This is a genomic window from Microcoleus asticus IPMA8, from assembly GCF_013179805.1.
Classification (GTDB): Bacteria; Cyanobacteriota; Cyanobacteriia; order Cyanobacteriales; family Microcoleaceae; genus Microcoleus; species Microcoleus asticus.
This window is the reverse complement of sequence record NZ_SRRZ01000152.1, coordinates 1-17,045: the sequence shown is the minus strand read 5'-3', so window position 1 is coordinate 17,045 and position 17,045 is coordinate 1. Positions and strand designations below refer to the sequence as shown.

The window sequence follows — 17,045 nt, the reverse complement described above, 5'->3', positions numbered from 1 at the left end:
GATTTCCCCAAAATACGTCAATATACTTACACAAAGAAAATCATTTAGGATTGCTCTAGATATAGAAAATCATTTAGGATTGCTATAGTAAAACTTGCGCCCTGCTACGTTGCCTTTTGCGTCAAAATATGCTCGTCTTTGATCGGGACGGGGACGATATAAAGATGGCATAAATCCCGTAGCAAAGCCCGTATTTTGGCATTTAGCATCGCTGAATTCAATTAGACCTTGCCAATCTAAGGCACCGAATACTTGACTGGCCGGACAGAGTTCTTGTTGATTTTTACATGGCAAGCGTTCTTGCGGAATTTTATCTCTGTATCTTGATGTAATTACTGCTAAAGTGCTGTTAGTAATGGCTTCGTATGCTGACCGGATGCAGCCTTTGAGAGAACTACCTTGAATTGATAACTTTTGGTCAATATTTTGAACCATTGTTTTGATTAAAGGCACGCGACTGCCTATGTCGCTACCCATGACAACTACGCCTGTAGAGACGTGCAAAGTAGTCTGAACTTTCAAAGTTAGAAACAAAGTTCCGTGCAGGCGATCGCCCAAATATTGGTGATGTCCTGCCGGAGGATTTTTTGGCGGTCGTTCCTTGGGGAAACTAATTAATTCATAAGGTTTAGGTTCTCCCGTTTCAGCGGGATTATTATTAGGAACCGGACTACTTGGCGGCGGTGTAGAACGTCGGGGCTTGGGTGGAAGATTTGTAGTCATGTTAACTCCTGACTGTGAGGGCGACAAAATGAACGGTAGCAGTTCTTTTTTCTTGAAAGTATCGCTGACCTATGCTAATATTGTTAGAGACAATCTTTTCATTATTTTCTCCTTTATAGACAAAAGTTTTAGGGAATTTTGGTTCGCCAAGGGGGTGAAAGTAAGCCGTGCGATCGCAAATTTGCCACTCGCAATCTTTATCGATCGGCTCAAATCCTTCTAAATCGGCTTCAACTCGACTCAGGAGTAAGGCTTGATATGCACTTCCCTGCTTTTTCCAGCGCAATTCGCGATCGGCATTAAACATTTGCCCTTCAAAACCGGGGAAAAACTCATCGGGCAATTTCATGCAAATGCCGCTGACTGCGTGGGGCGATCGCACAAAATAATAACTTTCCTCAGTTGCTAATTTGTCTAGCAAATTCTTAAGTTCTGCTGATGATGAAACTTGTTTAAAACCAACATATCCTGTCATGCTGCGGCACCTGTTAAAAGCTTACTCCAAGCACGAACTGCACATTTAAATAAATTCGGCACACCAGTCTCACCGTCGCCTTGCCATTTTAGCTGCACTCCAAAACCTAAATCCATCGGTTCAGCAGCAATAGGGGTTTGTTCGCGATCGGGTTTAGAAAAGCCATAATTTGCGGCTTCTTCAGTCTCTAAAAATTCTCCTGCACCCAGCAAGAAAGCGTGTTCCCATCGACCGGATTTGACTATTTGTTGAATTTGGCGATTATCTTCATCTAATTTACAACCGGGATATTGAACTACGGCTTCGTTATATTTGACTGTCACCGTCCCCAAACCGCGAGATTTGGCAAAACCGATTCCAAACCAACCATCATTTAAGTCTCGCAAAACTAAGCCAATCAAGCCTAATTGTGCTAAGGAAAAGTTTTTGAGATGTATTTTAGTGCGAAATTCTCCGGCGGTGCAGACTTGGTAGTTAAAGGGCCCGACAGCTACGGAACCGAAAACGCGATCGATCGCGACTCCATTGCGTTCTTGAATTTTGAGCTGTTTCTTATCAATTGGGTGAGCATCTTGGATTCTAACTCTGCTAGCAATTGAAGTGTTGCCGAAAATGCGCTCGGTAAAAGAAGAGAACTTGTAAATATCGCTGGATAATTTATCTTTCAAGTAATCATACTTGTCATTCAATGGATCGTTAGCCCAGAGAACTTTCGGATCGTTAGGATTACTATCTCTTCCTAGGGTTCTGACAATTCTTTCAGCATGAGCGCGAATAGCACCTTTTAAACTGCTTCCCGGGAGATAAATTGACTTTCCTCCTGCATGGTAAGTCTCGACAAACTCCATATTTGGTTTAGTTGGATCGGCTCCTTCTTCACTGGATTTAATTAGAATCGGCCCATCGGGAATGAGAGTTAAGTCAATTGTACAGTGGTTGACAAATCGTTTGTGCATAGTTAAATTAGATTGAAACAAATTGAAAAAATTAAGCAGCTACTAAAGCATTTAGCTGCAATTCACACTCTTGAAATACCTAATTGACAGCAGCAAAAGTCTATACAGAGCGTTTTGTAATTGCTAAAAGCCATATTTACCTCACTGTGCCTGAGTTTTAGTTTCAGATAGTTTAGTTTCTTTACGAGTCAGTCGATCTATCAGCTTTTGTACCCACTCATCTTTATAATCAGCCGCATCTTCATAAGCTGTTTCATCTCCCATGACTAACTTTTTTAAGTATTTTAACAAAAATTCGGGATGGTCTTCGACATCAATCCAGTGCATCTTATCAATTTCTAGTTTAACTACACCTAAGCCGCGCGAGCGCCCTCCTCCGAGAGGTATTTGTTCTGTCTCAAATTGATGCAAACCAATCATTAATAAACCCAATTCCCAATCCTGAGCATTTTCAACTACTGCTTTAAAATCAAAGGGAGTTGGGGCGGGGACAACTTGGTAGTCGTAAAGTTTGCCATCTGCGGCGGTTTCTGTGTCTCTGTCAATGGCTACGCCATCACGTTCTTGATATTGTCCAAACCACGCATCGGGTTGTACGGTTAAGTCGCGGACTTGGAATTTACTAGCTATCCAAGGAGAACCAAATAGATGAGAAACTAAATCTGTATGCTTGATAATTTCATCAGTTAGAGCTTGGTCATCTGGGAAATTTTGTTTAATTTGCTTCATTTCCTGAGCGGTAATTGACCATTCATTCTCAATGGCTGGATTGGCGACTAATTTGCGATCGCTCCCCACAATTCCTCGGAGGAAGCTTTCGAGGCGCGATCGCAAAGCCCCTTTAAAGCTCGAACCGGGAATCAAAGGTCGCCCCAAAGCATCTTTGATTACAGGTAAATCGGACCCGATCGGTTCGGTCGAGCGACCTTTACTAATGCGTAATGCTGTTACGGTTGTCAGCGTTCCAGTGATTTCTAACCGATTTTTGAATGTGTCAAACATAATCTTGTCCTGTCACTCCGTAATTTTGTGATTAGCGTCTTGGATAAGTAGGAGCTTTCATTTCTTTTCGTAAAATTTCAGTCAGGTTACTTAAGTCATTACCAGACACAAGTCTAACTTTGTAATTTATAGCCTGATTTTGATGTTCGTTAGAAACTTGAGTCTCGCTAGTTATCAACAACTTCACACAGTAATTTCCACCTAGCTTTTCAGCTTTAGAACTCAGTCTTGAAAAATCATTAGAATCAATTTTCCCCGTCTTGCACTCGCAAATAATAGCATTAGTATTATTCAGGGCAAATACATCTACTTCACCTCTATAGTTATCTAGCTCGATACCCATTTCGACAGAGTCAAACCCACACTGCTTGGCTGATATGTATACATAAAACTCTAGCCAATCTCCAGCTAAAAAGGCATAATTAGCTTGTGTTTCAACCCGAAAACTGATTATTCGATTTGATTTTTCAAATTTTTGAATAATCTCAGCTTCTCGTAGTTTATTAAAAAATGTTTCTACCTGCATTTCTGAAATTGCGAGCTTTGTCAAATCCTGTTCTTTGATTGTGAAAGTTCTTGGAGCTTTAATACTATCTCCACCTCCAGCATTTCGGCGAATTTGATACAAAGTTTTGGTTGAAGTTTCCAGACACTCTACAAAGTATTGTGTGAGCGACTCGAAAGATTCTTCATATCCAGATTTCTGCTGGTTTATATTAAGTCCACACAGAGCAATATAATTTTTTACGCTTAATTTTTTATTAAAATCGATCGGTTGTTTTCCGAAAACCAGTGGAGTAATTTCAGACTGATCGGTATTGACGCTAAAGACTAATGCATCTGGATATTTCTCTAACACATAGCTATAAACCGAGAAGGCCATTGTTTGAGGAGCAGTTGTCAAGTTAACATACTTCAACTTCAACTCCTCGACATCCTTACAAAGTTCAGCCAGTGTTGTATACACATCATCAAATTTGTTTGGATTAACGATTTTCACATCAGTAGTTTTATCGAAAAGTAAATCTACTCGTTCTTGTTTAAGAACTTTCTCTACATTTTCTTGAAAACTTGGATAATCCTTACCATCACACAGCAGGAACTTTACCCGATCAACTTCATTGAGAAACTGAAGAACGCCAGCAGTTACTGGAATTGCGCTGCGTCCGCCAATTAAAACTAACATTACACAATCTGACATTTTTGAGTATGTCCCTTTAGTTGATTTTGATATTTTATGAACAGTTAAACCTTGTTACCATCTTTTAAATACTTGAGATAACGAGAACCATAGCCTAGATAACGGCGAATTAGTTCTAACCAAATGGGCTTAAAGTTAGTTTGACAATCTTTAGCAACTTCTTCAGCCGTTGTTCTGATGTTACCATCAATATCTTGAATCAGCCTTGTCGCTAAAGATTCTTCCCCCCTTCCCCATTTTTTATCCCTTCCTACTTGATATCGGAGAAAGTTTTTAATAACTTCTGCACTATCTGTTGTGTCAGCAACGCGGACTAAGTTGCGGAACTGTGATTCCTCTAGTTCTTCCTTTCCCGACTTACCATATTCGCAATTTTCTAAAGCATCTTGAATCCAAATGACTAGATCGTCTTCTGTCTGGCGAATAGCTTTTTGTACTTGTAACTCTATCCTTTGTTCTGTACTTATACTCATACTGCTTCCTCCCGAAATACAAGGTGAAACTGGTTGCAAATTTGAATTTGACCGAAGCCTTCGCAAGTACGATCGCCCGCACCTTTTTCTTCTAACCGTCCTAGTTTATCAAACCAAATATCGAGTTTACTCGTGCTGAATAAATACACGCTGCCTTTATTGGTAATTAACTCCATATCTTTCATCAATCCCCACGCAGAATTCCATCCAGATCGATAGTCATAACTGCTGTAGGCAACATGAAGCTTAAGAAAATTATCTTTCTCTTCGCTGTCGAGGTTTGAAAATTCCTCCTCTAAACCAGCCAACTGACATAACATATCTGGAGAAATTACAGTAGTTCGCCTCCATTTTTCAGTTAGGATAGCATCCGATTGCAAGTCGAGGGTAAAGTAAGTACGACCTTCTAACAAGTTTTCTCTCGGTTCGCCAAAAACTGACCAAAGTTGCCAGCGGTTTTTAAGCCGATCGTTAAATTTATTAATCCGAGATTCGATGCTTTCTGGTATTTTACCATCTTTTGCTTCAATTTTAACCTTTCCTAAGCCTCTAGATGCAGAACCGCCGAGACGAAAGCGATCGCTGTTATTATCAATGAACCTTTGCAAAAGTTTTGCTATTTCCTCATTTTCAACTAAAATCAAGCTGCGATAGACAAAATTATCCCAAATTTTCAACAACTTTGATTTTGGATTTTTTTCAAATAATTCGTTCAAAACTTCAATACTGTAGAGAATATCATCTTCAGATGTGGCGCGGCGTCGATTGATACCAACTCTTGTTAAGAAGCGGGTGCTAACGGAATGGCTGCGATATTTAAATTTAACTTTTGTGTCATCAGTTTTGCTATAAAAACCTCCATAGGGTTCTACTCTCGCATCGGTTTTATCTTCTAAAGATTTGGGGTCGCTGGGGTCGAATGGATAGTTATATGCTTCTGCACAAAAGCGATCGATCAGAGTGTCGAATACACCATTACTCTTGGGTTTAAAACCGGAGTCTGCTTTGGAACTGACTGCTGTAGCCGGTAAAACTCTAACTTCATCTGTAACAAGTTCAAACTCATCCTCCTCATCCTCATTTTTTTTATCTTTGTATATCTTGGCGATCGCCGGATAAGCATTTTGAAAAATTGCCGAAGTTTCGCTTAAAAATAGCGATTGAAAGTGATTGCCATCTGCTGCCAAATTAGCATTTTTTTGACCGTACTGTTCCAGCATTTGACCCGCGATCGCACCCCGAATTACCGAACCGGGAATGTAGGTTTCAACCTCGCTAACCGAACCGCCCGGTTTCTGTCGGCTAATTGCCAGCGGCGATAAAGCTGTAATTTTTAATTCTATTCGTTTCATGGCATTTTTCCTGGTAGCAAGCTTGACCAATTAGCCTCTTTTTCTTCTATTTCGGGTAGTTGTTTCCAAGTTAACCAACCAAGTCCGGCCGACTTGCTCCCACCTAAAGCATGAATGTGACGCAGCCCAGATAAAATCAAAAGTTTAGCGTATTCAGGGCAGTCTGGTTTAAGTAGAGAGATTGCACCCTTAAACTCTAGTTTAGTATTAGCAGGAGAAGTCTCTAAAAAGTAGAGTTTTTTCTCCTCCGCTGTGCCGCGACGGCGGTTAATTGTCACACCAGGACGCAAAACTTCTGGTAAATCTTCGGGTTCTATAGCACAAATCAAATCGTCTACAATAATTCGAGAAGGCAAAATAGGATTGCCAAATATTTGAGATATTAGACAATGATAACCTCTGTATCCATGAATCTGATAAATTTCTCTAAATTGAGATTCAACCTGGTTTTCACTAGGACAAAGTTTTTCCGCACCGGGAGACTCAAAAATCTGCCAGCCCAATCCTCTTGCTAGTTTTTCGCATTCGTGTCGCAATCTTCCTTTTAGTTGAGAAGCTGGAATCAACAATTGTCCTTTGGCATTGCGGACAATTGGTTTATCTGCCAGGGAACCGGAAGAGCCGCCCGCACCTACGCACAAAGCTGTGTCAATTACCGCTGTCAAGGAAATTGTTTCTACCCCATTAGGAGGTAAATGATTCAAATCAATCATGAATTAACCTCTGTTTGTTCTTGCTGTTTAGCTCCAGATTTATCTTTTGTATCTTCAATAAAAGGATAGAGATCGACCAGTTCGCGCCAGATAGTTTCATAAGTCATTTTTTCGGCGTCTGTACCATCCTCTTTTAAGGTCATCCAGGGAGCTAAATTTCCTTTGTTATTTGGATTTTTAGGCTGACACCAAGCACGATCGAACTCGGTTTTAAGCAGATTTTTCTGCTCTTTAGTCTTGAGTCTGACTTGGAAATAAAGGTAGTTGAGAATGGCAGTATGTTTTCCTTGTTCTAGTAAACTGCGAATTTGGTAGATTTGCGATCGCGGAAATTCAGAATCCTTTAAAGCCTTAGCAGTTTTCAGCAGTCCCTCAATTTCGTACAGAGTATAGGGTGCACCGTACAGCTTAAGTGTTGGCTGTCCCCGTCTATTTTTAGTTAATCCCTGGGTGCGGAATTCACCGATATTTGAAGAAATCATTGTTACTGATTTCATCACTAAAAAATCGATAGTTCCTCCTAGATAGTCATCTTTTTTCAATTCCTTAGCCCGTTTTTTAGCTGATTTAAGCAACTGCTCGGTAAGTTTTTGGGCATAGAAAATTGGTGTATTTTCTGCTGCGATCAAAACACCGGTTGACATACTCAGCTTGCATTGTCCCGAACCTGATGGGATTCGATCGCCCCGATATCGGTGTATCAGTTGAGGAGCGTAAGTTTTTTTGGAACTGTAGCGCTGTGGTTTTTCTGGGGTATCAAGAAGCTGCTTTTCAAACTCTTCTCCGATCGTTTTGGCGATCGCCAATGCTCGATCTGCTGGCACAATCAACATCACATCATCGCCACCAATAGTCAAAATTTCAAAGGGATGAATCCAAACTTCTTGTTTGTTCCTTCTGCCAGAGTCTGAATCCGGCTTATACTTGTGAGGTTTGAGATGTTTAGCTAGAGCAACATACACAGACTTCTCAGTTGCCTCAAAAATATCCCGGCTGAAACGCTGGTACTGTTCAGGATTTTTAATTTCTTTCTGAATGTAACCCCCCATATTGTTACCATCAGCGTAGATATAAGCAACAAAACCTTTGAGTAGGCTAGCATCACCAATTTCTCTAACCGATCGCGCCTCTTTAACCTCTGCTGCACGATTTTTGCCGTAATAGTCGTTAGAGGTTTGATGGGTTTCGTGCAAAAACCCCTCAAACTTATTCACCCAACTCTCAACGGCTCCCGACTTCAAATTTTCCGGAGTTGCAAAATCCCACTCCAGCCTTGAATCTACCCACCAAGTCGGCAATTCACCCCATGACGATATTTCTTTCTTAGCAATTTGCCCGATTAATCGCTTGCGAGCTAAAGCTTCAGAAAACCAAGGATCGCCCGGAAGCCCTTTATTTTGATTGTTAGGATCGCTTTGAGCTTGGAAAACCGCCGATCGCCGATCGCTCTCATCTCTCCTCAAATAAGGATGCGTTTCAAACATCGGCGGATAGCGACGGCTGGGGCGATCGGCAAAATCATTTCCATTCCGTCGCTGATTGAATAAAGCTGCTAGCTTTCCCGCCAATTCATTAAATGTCTTCCGTTCCTTAAAAGCTTCCTCTGGAGATGTATCCAGTTGTTCAAAGTAAGCTTTGATCAATGGGTTAGCTGGATTTTCTAGATATTTTTCTTTCCAGAATGTCCGAGCGTTAATTTCATCTGGTAATAGCCCAAACTGAATTTCCAGCGCTTTAAATTTAGCTCCAACTGCACAGGAATTGGCAGTTAACGTCTGGTGCGTGTAGCGTTTTTCAATAGCGTCCGCCAAATCATCTGTAAAAGCTGCCGGACAAAATGCTAAAATATTCCCGCCTGTCGAGTAGATAATTAACTCGGAACTCAGCGCTTTTGAAAGTTCAGGGAAATTTTCTGGTTTATCTAACCATTCCAATTTAACTTGCTGGCAGTATTTTTTAGCTTTTTGACACTGAGGATAACTTGGGTCATTTTCGCAACAAAAAAAAGCAGGTAAATCGACTAAATTAATTCTGTCTAATAAGGCTGATGCGCCGCGAATATCCGGTAGTTTAGCCGCTTCAAAAACATAATGCTTGATTTTGGTTGCACCGCCGTAAACTAAACCAATTTTAGATTCCCACAGTACCGGATATTTTTTTGTCAGTTCCGTTAGTTCTTCGAGAGTTTCAGGAAACTCAAGTTTTTCAAGTTCCCGAACCCGATCGACAATTTCCCTCACATCCTGCGGCACTTCCTCTCCAGAATTCAAAGCCCGTCGCATTTCGTGCAACACTTTGATATCACGAGGCTCGCGTTGATCGCCCCAAGCCAGACACCAAGCAATAGCAATCGCGATCGAACTCCAACAACTTTTCATATGCAAACCACTCCCAATCAGGTTTAACAGCCCCCAGATTGCCTCAATAATTGGTAATTATTCAACCTGCAATTCCATCTAATTTCCTATTGTCACCTAAATTTTCCCGAAAATCGCCAGCCGGAAAAATAATCGCCCAAATCCCAAAAAAACCAGCAACTCTCACAACTCCCCCAACTCTCACCACCAAAGATTTTTCTGAGGCGACTTGCTCTGCATCTACCCAAGATGACAGCAAATAAGGTAAAGTAAACGGCACAAGAGTCTAGAACTCTCGAACTGCCGCAACTCGGCAAACCCGCGCCTGACCAGCAAAACTGGCCGATACAGGTGGCATTAACCGCTAACCGTCAACCCCTAACAACCGAGAAAAATGCAAACCTACTACTACGTTTTAGCCAGCCAACGCTTTTTGCTAGAAGAAGAAGCCCTAGATGAAGTGTTTAAAGAAAGAACTCGCAACTACAACGAACAAGAAAAACAAATAGACTTCTGGTTGGTCAAACAGCCCGCTTTCCTAGAAGCACCCACAATGGCAGAAGTTAAAGCAAAATGCCCTCAGCCAGCCGCCGCTATAATTTCTACCGATCCCGTCTTCATCACCTGGTTGAAACTGCGATTAGAATATGTACTGACAGGTGAATTTCAAGCACCATCACCAACTATTCCCGATGCCCTTGCATCCCTACAGACAGCATGAATAAACTTGCCCAAAATCCGACAAAACAACTCACAGAAATTAGAAGTCAATTGTACAAATTTATTTTGTCTCTACCCCTATTTTCTGCTACTTCGATTGCCCTTTTTGCCTTGACAATTTTATCGACTTCTGTTAAAGCTGAGTCGAGCTGCCAACCGCCCCAGTCCGATGAATATCTACTGTTAATTGTCACCCCAACACCCGAACAGCAAGAAAGAGCAAAACGCTCTTTCCCCGGAAATACTGACAACACAGTTTGTCGGTACATCAACGACACGGTGACGCGAGTTGGCGGCTTTCGGGACTCGCAAATCGCCAGCGATTGGGTTAAATACATCGAAGATGTTGTCGGATTGCAAGCTTACGTAGTACGATCGCCCGCAACGGCGCTACCCCAAAATTTGCCAGTCTACAACCCTCAGCCAGCACCGGATTCTGAACCAATAACCAATCCTTCAACCGGCAATCTTGCCTTCAATCCCCAACCCCTCGGCCCTGGTTATGCAGTGTTAGTAGATTACTTCAACCAACCGGAATTAGCCGCCCAAGTCAGGCAAGCATTAGGCACGCAAGTAGGCTTAGCTTCCTACGGTCAGCGTCCCTTTTTATTCGTCGCTTATACAACGGATCAAAACGCCGCTACTGCTGCTGTAAAAACATTGAGCGATCGAGGTTTTTGGCCGATGTTAGTAGACAGCCGCCGAGTTACCGTAATTGCTCCCGCTGTTCGCTAAAAGATAACCTACCCCACGATTATTGGGTTCGTGAAATCACTACTACACCCAAAGTCCTAGCAGAGGGGGACTAATAACAATTATTGTTGTTGGGATTCTAGCGGGCTGCTTCCTAGCTGACTTTCTGCCCGCTTTTTTGCTTCCATTGCCGCTCCGTAATCCGGTTTGTAGCGAATTGCTTTGTCATAGGAGGCGATCGCATCTTCATATCTTTTTACCGCCACAAGTGCATTGCCGCGGCTGTACCAGGCTTCCGAGTAGTCAGGCTTGACATAGACGGCTTCATTGTAAGATACTAGCGCATCTTCGTACCGCTTTAAATTGGACTGAGCATTGCCTCTATTGTACCACGTTTGATAATCTTTTGGGTTTAAATCTAAGGCTCTGTTATAACACTCAATTGCTTGTTCGTACTTGCGTAATTCGTGGTATGACCAACCTAAATTGTACCATGCTTGATAATAATCAGGTTTTAATTTGACAGCTTTTTCGTAAGCTTCTACCGCTGCTTCATGCCTCCGCATTTTTAGCAAAGCAATGCCTTGACTGTACCACGCTTGATAAAAGTTTGGCTGAAACCGCACGGCTTTTTCGTAGGCTTCAAAAGCTTCTTGGTTTTTGTTTAAGTCTAGGAATATATTGCCTAAATTGTACCAAGCTTCATAATTATCGAATTTGATTTCAAGTGCTTTTTGATAGGATTCTACGGATCGATCGTACTGTTTTAATTTTTGGTAAGCTTGTCCCAGATTGTACCAAGAATGGTACAAATTGGACTGAAATTGTACAGCTTTTTCGTAGGATGCGATCGCCTCTTCGTACCGCTGCGAATCTAACAGAGTATCGCCTCTGCCTTCCCACGCGGAGGCATAGTCTGGCTGGATTTTCAAAGCGTTATCAAAAGATGCGATCGCCTCTTGAGACTGTTGCAACTTCTCCAAAGCATAACCGCGTCCCGTCCAAGCTTCCAAGTATTCCGGCTTTAATTCTATGGCTTGATCATAAGCTGACTGCGATTCTCGATATTTTTTCAATTCATATAAAGTTTTGGCTTTTTCCTGCCACACTTCCGCGTAGTCCGGCCTGAGATTTATTGCTCGCTCGTAAGCTGCCAGAGCTTCTTCAAATCGGCTTAAATTGTAAAGAGTATTGCCTCGGTTGTACAGGTCAGTTGCATTTGCCGCATTAAAAGTATTTACACCATAAATTGATGCTATAATACTGATGCCAATTAAACTGGCGATCGACAATATTTTAAAATACAGTTTTCTTCGGGATTTGAGCGACCCCTTCGCAGCAGCAACCGGATGCAATACAGGAACTGTACCGCTGACAGAATTTTTCAATTCTTTAATAGCTTGCAGCGTTTCGCCGGCACTAGAATAACGTTGGCGAAAATCGTACTTTACCATCTTATCTAAAATCTTCGCAAATTCAGGACTGACTGATGTTTTGTCCTGCCAAATAATTTCCTCTGTATCGGGGTTTTTGGGCATTTGGTGAGGATTTATGCCAGTGAGGAACTGAATTGCGATCGCACCTGCGGCATAGATATCGCTGCTGAGTTTCGGGTTGCCGTGAGCTTGTTCGCTGGGCATATAACCGGGAGTACCTATGCTGACACTCAAGCTATTCTTGGGCTGAGAATTGCTGATTTGAGTAGTAATTTCTTTGACTGCGCCGAAGTCAATTAAAACTAATTTTCCGTCTCTATCTCTGCGGAGGATATTGCGGGGATTGACATCGCGGTGAATCACATTTTGCTGGTGTACAAAGTCTAAAATTTCGAGAAGTTCCTGCAATATACAAATGACTGCATCTTCGTGCATGATTCCCGCAGCCCCCCCTTGGTAAAGGGAACCCGCCCCAGCCCCCCCTTGGTAAGGGGGGGTTTGGGGGGGTATAATTTCTTGGCTTAAATCGTGGCCTTCTATAAATTCTTGAACTAGATAAAACTCTTGATTCTCTTCAAAAAAAGCAAAAAGTCGGGGAATGCGATCGTGATTTCCCAATTTGTACAAAACTTGTGCTTCGGTATCGAATAAACGTCTAGCTACCTGTAGAGTTTCGGGATCTGTTGCTTGAGGTTTAAGCTGCTTGACGACGCAGAGGTGATTGCCTGGTAGCTGCTTATCTTCAGCTAAATAAGTTTGAGCAAATCCGCCGCCTCCCAAGTGACGGATAATACTGTAGCGATTGCCGAGTGTTATTCCAAGCATGAAATTCACCTAATATTTCCTAGTCTTTTGGAGAATTAGCTTCCAACCAAGCTGTCACATCTTCCGCATTTTAAAATTCTAACATGGCCTCTATAATTTTTTTTATTGGTCGAACCGCAACTGGGGAGTTTGAATTTCCCTAAAATAAATTTCCGTCTGAAATCCTTTGTACAGTTCTTCAATCATTAATTTAGTTCCATCAATTTTTGCTGTATTGTACAAAGCTAGCTGGTCTAATGCCTGCCGATTTAGAAATTGAATTTCAATAATTACAACAGACGTGTCGTTGTGGAGTTTTGCTATCACCTCTAAGTAGCTATCTTTGGTTTTAATGGAAGGGGCGCGCGGTGCGAACTTTACTGTGACAGTCTATTTGCTTTCTTTCTTGTTCCCTCCCCTTAATAAGGGGAGGGTTAGGGTGGGGTTCTAGATTGTGGCTGGCATTGGGATCCTCCCACTCTAACTTAACTTTGAACCGATTTCAAAATTTCATCATCGACTGAAAAATCTATCTCAGCTTTATCCCGCCCCGAAACTACATAATCATTCTGAAAAGAATCTTTCAATCCAGAAACTAAGTCAAATTCCGGCTGCCAGTTAAGCTCGGTGGCAGCTTTATTAACTGAAGCGAAAAAGTGCTGCAATCTCATCGGAAAAGCTTTCTTTTTGCCGAAGTCAAATTGTTTCGGATCGTAGTGTACAATCTTAATAGCATCAGGAGATTTGCCTGCCGCTTGAATGCAGGCGCGGGCTAAACCGTCAAAGGTGACAAATCGATCGCCCGAAACGTTGTAAATTTGCCCGATTGCCCTTTCGTTACCCAAAACCGCCGCCATTGCTTTAGCCAAATCCTCACAGTGCCCCAACTGCGTGAAGTGTATTCCGTTACCGGGAATCGGAATCGCTCGATCGCGCGCAATGCGATCGAAAAACCAAGCCTCCAAATCGTTATAATTTTGTGGCCCGTAAATGTAAGTCGGGCGAATAGAAGTCCAAGGCAAACCCGATGCGGCCAAATAAGTTTCGGTTTCGCATTTACCCAAATGTCGGCTTTTAGGATCGGTAGCGTCCCCTTCCATATGAGGCATTTGATCCGACTTCAAATAAACCCCCGCAGAGCTCATGTAAACAAAGTGCTGCACCCGCCCTTTAAATATTTCAGCTAAAGGCTTTGTATCGCTGAGTTCGCGACCGTTGTTGTCAAAAACAGCGTCAAACTCGACCGTCGATAACTTTTCTTTTAGTTGTTCGACATTTGTGCGATCGCCCTGAATCTGTTTTACGCCCGAAACCGGTACCGGCTTGTTGCCGCGGTTAAACAACACCACTTCATGCCCTTGTGCTGCTAAAATCTTAGTAAGATAAACCCCGATAAACCGAGTACCGCCCATCATTAAAATTCGCATTATTTTCGATGCTCCTTACAGTTAGTGTAAATATCTTACAATAAACTTATGCCTTACGGAAAAACAGGGTTTTTTACGAAAAAATATGGTAACAGTCATCAGCCCTGGTATAAAAACCCGGAACGCTAGAGTTTTTGTACGCAAGTCCAGAAAGTCAGTTATGTGCTTTACTAAAGTGCGATCACTCAAAATAAACATATAGCAATCTTTAAGACGATTCACACTTTCTCACTTGCTAAAACCCTGGCTTTTCTTCCTTCTTCCTTCTTCCTTCTTCCTTCTTCCTTCCGCTATACTTTCAATTTGCCTAAAATAGCCCTATGCAAGTTCCCCGGCTGCATCCAGAAACAATCGAAGAAGTTAAACAAAGAGCAGACATAGTAGATGTCATTTCCGGTCGCGTCGTGTTGCGAAAACGCGGCAAAGAATTCGTAGGTTTGTGTCCCTTTCACGACGAAAAATCTCCCAGCTTTACAGTCAGTCCCGGCAAACAAATGTATTATTGTTTCGGCTGCGGTGCAGGTGGCAATGCTTTTAAGTTCCTCATGGAATTGGAGAAACGCCCTTTCAGCGAAGTAGTATTAGAATTAGCTAAAAATTATCAAGTCCCCGTCAAAACTGTCGAACCAGAACACCGACAAGAATTGCAGCGGCAAATTTCTCTGCGGGAACAACTCTATGAAATCTCAGCACTAACAGCCAAGTTTTACGAACACGCTTTACGACAAACCCAAGGAGAAGAACCCTTAGCATATCTCAAATCAGAGCGCAAGCTTAGCGAAGAAACTATTCAACAATTTCAATTAGGTTATGCGCCCCAAGGTTGGGAAGCACTTTACAGTTATTTAGTAGAACAAAAAAACTATCCGGCGCAATTAGTAGAACAAGCTGGATTAATTGTACCCCGAAAAAATGGCGGCAGCGGTTATTACGATCGCTTCCGCAATCGCATTATGATTCCCATTCGCGACACCCAAGGTAGAGTCATCGGTTTCGGCGGCAGAGCTCTCGGCGACGAACAGCCGAAATACCTCAATTCTCCCGAAACAGAACTGTTCGACAAAGGCAAAACTTTATTCGCCTTAGATACAGCAAAAACAGCCATTAGCAAAGCCGATCGCGCAGTAGTTGTAGAGGGGTACTTTGATGCGATCGCACTTCAGGCTGCCGGCATCTCCAACGCCGTCGCCTCCCTCGGCACCGCCTTAAGTTTAAACCAAGTGCGACAGTTATTGCGGTACACGGACTCCAAACAAATTATCCTCAACTTCGACGCCGACAAAGCAGGAACTCAAGCAGCAGAACGCGCTATTGGAGAAATAGAAAAACTCGCTTATCAAGGAGAAGTGCAACTCCGCGTACTCAATATTCCCGACGGCAAAGATGCTGACGAATATCTCAAAACCTACTCCCCAGAACAATATCGAGACTTGCTGGAAAATGCTCCGTTGTGGCTCGACTGGCAATTGCAACAAATGCTCGTCAATCAAGATTTGAAGCAAGCCGATACTTCCCAGCAAGTCACAAAAAAAATTATTAATTTATTAACCAATATCACAGACGACAATCAGCTAGCACATTACCTGCAAAAGTGCGCCGAAATTCTCAGTAAAGGAGATTATAGACTGACCAAAATGCTCGCCGAAAACTTGCTAAATCAAGTAAGCAGCGATTGGGCAAAGCGGCAAAGTCAAGACGAATCTTTGACAATGCCCCTGTTAATAAGAAACAAACTGAAGCCGAACAAACAATATAAAAAGCAGCGTGCAAGCGGCGAAAACAAAAGCTCAAAATCAAGCTTATCTGCCGTAGCCCGCAGTCTTTTAGAAGAAGCAGAAGCGCAATTATTGCAGATTTATTTGCACTGTCCCGAACACCGCCAAGATGTCAGAGAAGCAATAGAAGCTAGAGACGTGCAGTTTAGCCTTTCTCACCACAGATTTTTGTGGCACCAGATTGTGAATGCAGAAATATTGCACAAAATGTCTTTACAAGTAGCGCCTTCAGAGTTAATATTTAAATTGCAAGATAGCTTCATTGAATATCCCAATCAACTCAATCAAATCTCGCATTTATTTCACTTAAATGAGTTCTCAGAAAGAAACGTTTATCGCGCACCTCTAGTAATTAGATCTACCCTCGCCTGTATCGAGCAAATTATCAGCATGAAGCGCCGCCGGATTGCACTCAATATGTGGGAAAAAGCCAAGGCCGCTAGCAGTGGCGAAGAGGCTATAGAATATCACCAACAATTCTGTGCCGAACAAGAATGGCTCAAGGAATTAGAGCGGCTGCGTCAAGTTAATTTTTACGATTTAACATCTGTACCTTGGGGGGGAAATTTCTAGAAGTTCAGGACTAAAGTCCTTGTTAGGAACAATCAAAAATCTAGGACTTGATATTGTTTCCGGTTGCACCGGAATTATATAGAGGACACCCCAGTGCCGTGTCCCTACCGCGATTAATTGTAGGGACACGAGGCACTCGCGGTCTCGAAAGCTGTGGTAATATTAATTCCGATGCTACCGGATTTGATAGGATTGTTGAGTGCTAACTTTTGACTCGATTTTATTATTCCGATGGTACCGGATTTGAGTTAACTCGGGGTCGAAAAACTGAATGACTGGAGTTTAGACTAAAAAACGAGCGCATCTAAAAGTAGCTGCCTTTAAATATCCGGCAAGCTGTTACTCAACAACTCAAGAGGGAGAAG

At 42.4% G+C, this 17,045-nt stretch carries 16 protein-coding genes; 3 read left to right on the top strand and 13 right to left on the bottom strand.

Annotated features, from left to right (window positions below; all coding sequences use genetic code 11):
* Positions 1-69: 69 nt before the first annotated feature.
* From E5S67_RS27860 to E5S67_RS27815, 10 genes are all read right to left on the bottom strand, one after another.
* Positions 70-723 carry an RAMP superfamily CRISPR-associated protein gene (locus tag E5S67_RS27860; RefSeq protein WP_246277011.1) on the bottom strand — a complete coding sequence of 218 codons (654 nt, stop codon included), beginning with the start codon at positions 721-723 and terminating at the stop codon, positions 70-72.
* A gap of 1 nt (position 724) precedes the next feature.
* Positions 725-1,198, bottom strand: a complete 474-nt coding sequence (locus E5S67_RS27855; protein WP_172192120.1) for a hypothetical protein — start codon at positions 1,196-1,198, stop codon at positions 725-727.
* Positions 1,195-2,154: an RAMP superfamily CRISPR-associated protein gene (locus E5S67_RS27850; protein ID WP_172192118.1), complete on the bottom strand. Its 960-nt coding sequence runs from the start codon at positions 2,152-2,154 to the stop codon at positions 1,195-1,197. The genes E5S67_RS27855 and E5S67_RS27850 overlap by 4 nt, the downstream gene beginning before the upstream one ends.
* A gap of 141 nt (positions 2,155-2,295) precedes the next feature.
* Positions 2,296-3,156 (bottom strand): type III CRISPR-associated RAMP protein Csx7, encoded by an 861-nt coding sequence (csx7, locus tag E5S67_RS27845; protein WP_172192116.1) that lies wholly within the window; start codon positions 3,154-3,156, stop codon positions 2,296-2,298.
* A 31-nt stretch (positions 3,157-3,187) separates the two neighbouring features.
* The gene (locus E5S67_RS27840) at positions 3,188-4,357 is read right to left on the bottom strand and encodes a Card1-like endonuclease domain-containing protein (RefSeq protein WP_216670762.1); all 1,170 of its coding nucleotides are present in this window, start codon (positions 4,355-4,357) and stop codon (positions 3,188-3,190) included.
* Positions 4,358-4,401: 44 nt separating this feature from the next.
* Complete coding sequence (locus tag E5S67_RS27835) at positions 4,402-4,830, bottom strand: hypothetical protein (protein WP_172192112.1); 429 nt, start codon at positions 4,828-4,830, stop codon at positions 4,402-4,404.
* A complete protein-coding gene (gene csx10 / locus E5S67_RS27830) occupies positions 4,827-6,182 on the bottom strand; it encodes a type III-D CRISPR-associated RAMP protein Csx10 (protein WP_172192110.1) in 1,356 nt (451 codons plus the stop codon). The genes E5S67_RS27835 and csx10 overlap by 4 nt, the downstream gene beginning before the upstream one ends.
* Complete coding sequence (locus tag E5S67_RS27825) at positions 6,179-6,895, bottom strand: RAMP superfamily CRISPR-associated protein (RefSeq protein WP_172192108.1); 717 nt, start codon at positions 6,893-6,895, stop codon at positions 6,179-6,181. Before E5S67_RS27825 ends, csx10 begins: the two co-directional genes overlap by 4 nt.
* Positions 6,892-9,273: a type III-B CRISPR-associated protein Cas10/Cmr2 gene (gene cas10 / locus E5S67_RS27820; RefSeq protein ID WP_172192106.1), complete on the bottom strand. Its 2,382-nt coding sequence runs from the start codon at positions 9,271-9,273 to the stop codon at positions 6,892-6,894. The genes E5S67_RS27825 and cas10 overlap by 4 nt, the downstream gene beginning before the upstream one ends.
* A gap of 61 nt (positions 9,274-9,334) precedes the next feature.
* The gene (locus E5S67_RS27815; RefSeq protein ID WP_172192104.1) at positions 9,335-9,532 is read right to left on the bottom strand and encodes a hypothetical protein; all 198 of its coding nucleotides are present in this window, start codon (positions 9,530-9,532) and stop codon (positions 9,335-9,337) included.
* A gap of 114 nt (positions 9,533-9,646) precedes the next feature.
* Between E5S67_RS27815 and E5S67_RS27810 the strand changes: the two genes are divergently transcribed.
* Positions 9,647-9,973, top strand: a complete 327-nt coding sequence (locus E5S67_RS27810) for an MgPME-cyclase complex family protein (RefSeq protein WP_172192102.1) — start codon at positions 9,647-9,649, stop codon at positions 9,971-9,973.
* Positions 9,970-10,707 (top strand): hypothetical protein, encoded by a 738-nt coding sequence (locus E5S67_RS27805; protein WP_172192100.1) that lies wholly within the window; start codon positions 9,970-9,972, stop codon positions 10,705-10,707. The genes E5S67_RS27810 and E5S67_RS27805 overlap by 4 nt, the downstream gene beginning before the upstream one ends.
* A gap of 80 nt (positions 10,708-10,787) precedes the next feature.
* Here E5S67_RS27805 and E5S67_RS27800 read toward each other — a convergent pair whose 3' ends face one another.
* The 3 genes from E5S67_RS27800 to E5S67_RS27790 all read right to left on the bottom strand — a co-directional run bounded on the left by E5S67_RS27800 (position 10,788) and on the right by E5S67_RS27790 (position 14,332).
* Complete coding sequence (locus E5S67_RS27800; protein WP_172192098.1) at positions 10,788-12,926, bottom strand: serine/threonine-protein kinase; 2,139 nt, start codon at positions 12,924-12,926, stop codon at positions 10,788-10,790.
* Positions 12,927-13,028: 102 nt separating this feature from the next.
* Positions 13,029-13,232, bottom strand: a complete 204-nt coding sequence (locus tag E5S67_RS27795; RefSeq protein WP_172192096.1) for a hypothetical protein — start codon at positions 13,230-13,232, stop codon at positions 13,029-13,031.
* A 158-nt stretch (positions 13,233-13,390) separates the two neighbouring features.
* A complete protein-coding gene (locus tag E5S67_RS27790; RefSeq protein WP_172192094.1) occupies positions 13,391-14,332 on the bottom strand; it encodes an NAD-dependent epimerase/dehydratase family protein in 942 nt (313 codons plus the stop codon).
* Between the two features lie 320 nt (positions 14,333-14,652).
* On the opposite strand from E5S67_RS27790, the gene dnaG reads away from it, so the two are divergent.
* Complete coding sequence (dnaG, locus tag E5S67_RS27785; protein ID WP_172192092.1) at positions 14,653-16,680, top strand: DNA primase; 2,028 nt, start codon at positions 14,653-14,655, stop codon at positions 16,678-16,680.
* Positions 16,681-17,045 lie beyond the last annotated feature (365 nt).

What these genes read in the sequence shown, in the direction of transcription:
- E5S67_RS27855 (WP_172192120.1), bottom strand. Translation starts at nt 1,198, where the DNA reads ATGACAGGATATGTTGGTTTTAAACAAGTTTCATCATCAGCAGAACTT.
- cas10 (WP_172192106.1), bottom strand. Translation starts at nt 9,273, where the DNA reads ATGAAAAGTTGTTGGAGTTCGATCGCGATTGCTATTGCTTGGTGTCTG.
- E5S67_RS27800 (WP_172192098.1), bottom strand. Translation starts at nt 12,926, where the DNA reads ATGCTTGGAATAACACTCGGCAATCGCTACAGTATTATCCGTCACTTG.
- E5S67_RS27790 (WP_172192094.1), bottom strand. Translation starts at nt 14,332, where the DNA reads ATGCGAATTTTAATGATGGGCGGTACTCGGTTTATCGGGGTTTATCTT.
- E5S67_RS27835 (WP_172192112.1), bottom strand. Translation starts at nt 4,830, where the DNA reads ATGAGTATAAGTACAGAACAAAGGATAGAGTTACAAGTACAAAAAGCT.
- E5S67_RS27805 (WP_172192100.1), top strand. Translation starts at nt 9,970, where the DNA reads ATGAATAAACTTGCCCAAAATCCGACAAAACAACTCACAGAAATTAGA.
- csx10 (WP_172192110.1), bottom strand. Translation starts at nt 6,182, where the DNA reads ATGAAACGAATAGAATTAAAAATTACAGCTTTATCGCCGCTGGCAATT.
- E5S67_RS27860 (WP_246277011.1), bottom strand. Translation starts at nt 723, where the DNA reads ATGACTACAAATCTTCCACCCAAGCCCCGACGTTCTACACCGCCGCCA.
- csx7 (WP_172192116.1), bottom strand. Translation starts at nt 3,156, where the DNA reads ATGTTTGACACATTCAAAAATCGGTTAGAAATCACTGGAACGCTGACA.
- E5S67_RS27840 (WP_216670762.1), bottom strand. Translation starts at nt 4,357, where the DNA reads ATGTCAGATTGTGTAATGTTAGTTTTAATTGGCGGACGCAGCGCAATT.
- dnaG (WP_172192092.1), top strand. Translation starts at nt 14,653, where the DNA reads ATGCAAGTTCCCCGGCTGCATCCAGAAACAATCGAAGAAGTTAAACAA.
- E5S67_RS27810 (WP_172192102.1), top strand. Translation starts at nt 9,647, where the DNA reads ATGCAAACCTACTACTACGTTTTAGCCAGCCAACGCTTTTTGCTAGAA.
- E5S67_RS27825 (WP_172192108.1), bottom strand. Translation starts at nt 6,895, where the DNA reads ATGATTGATTTGAATCATTTACCTCCTAATGGGGTAGAAACAATTTCC.
- E5S67_RS27850 (WP_172192118.1), bottom strand. Translation starts at nt 2,154, where the DNA reads ATGCACAAACGATTTGTCAACCACTGTACAATTGACTTAACTCTCATT.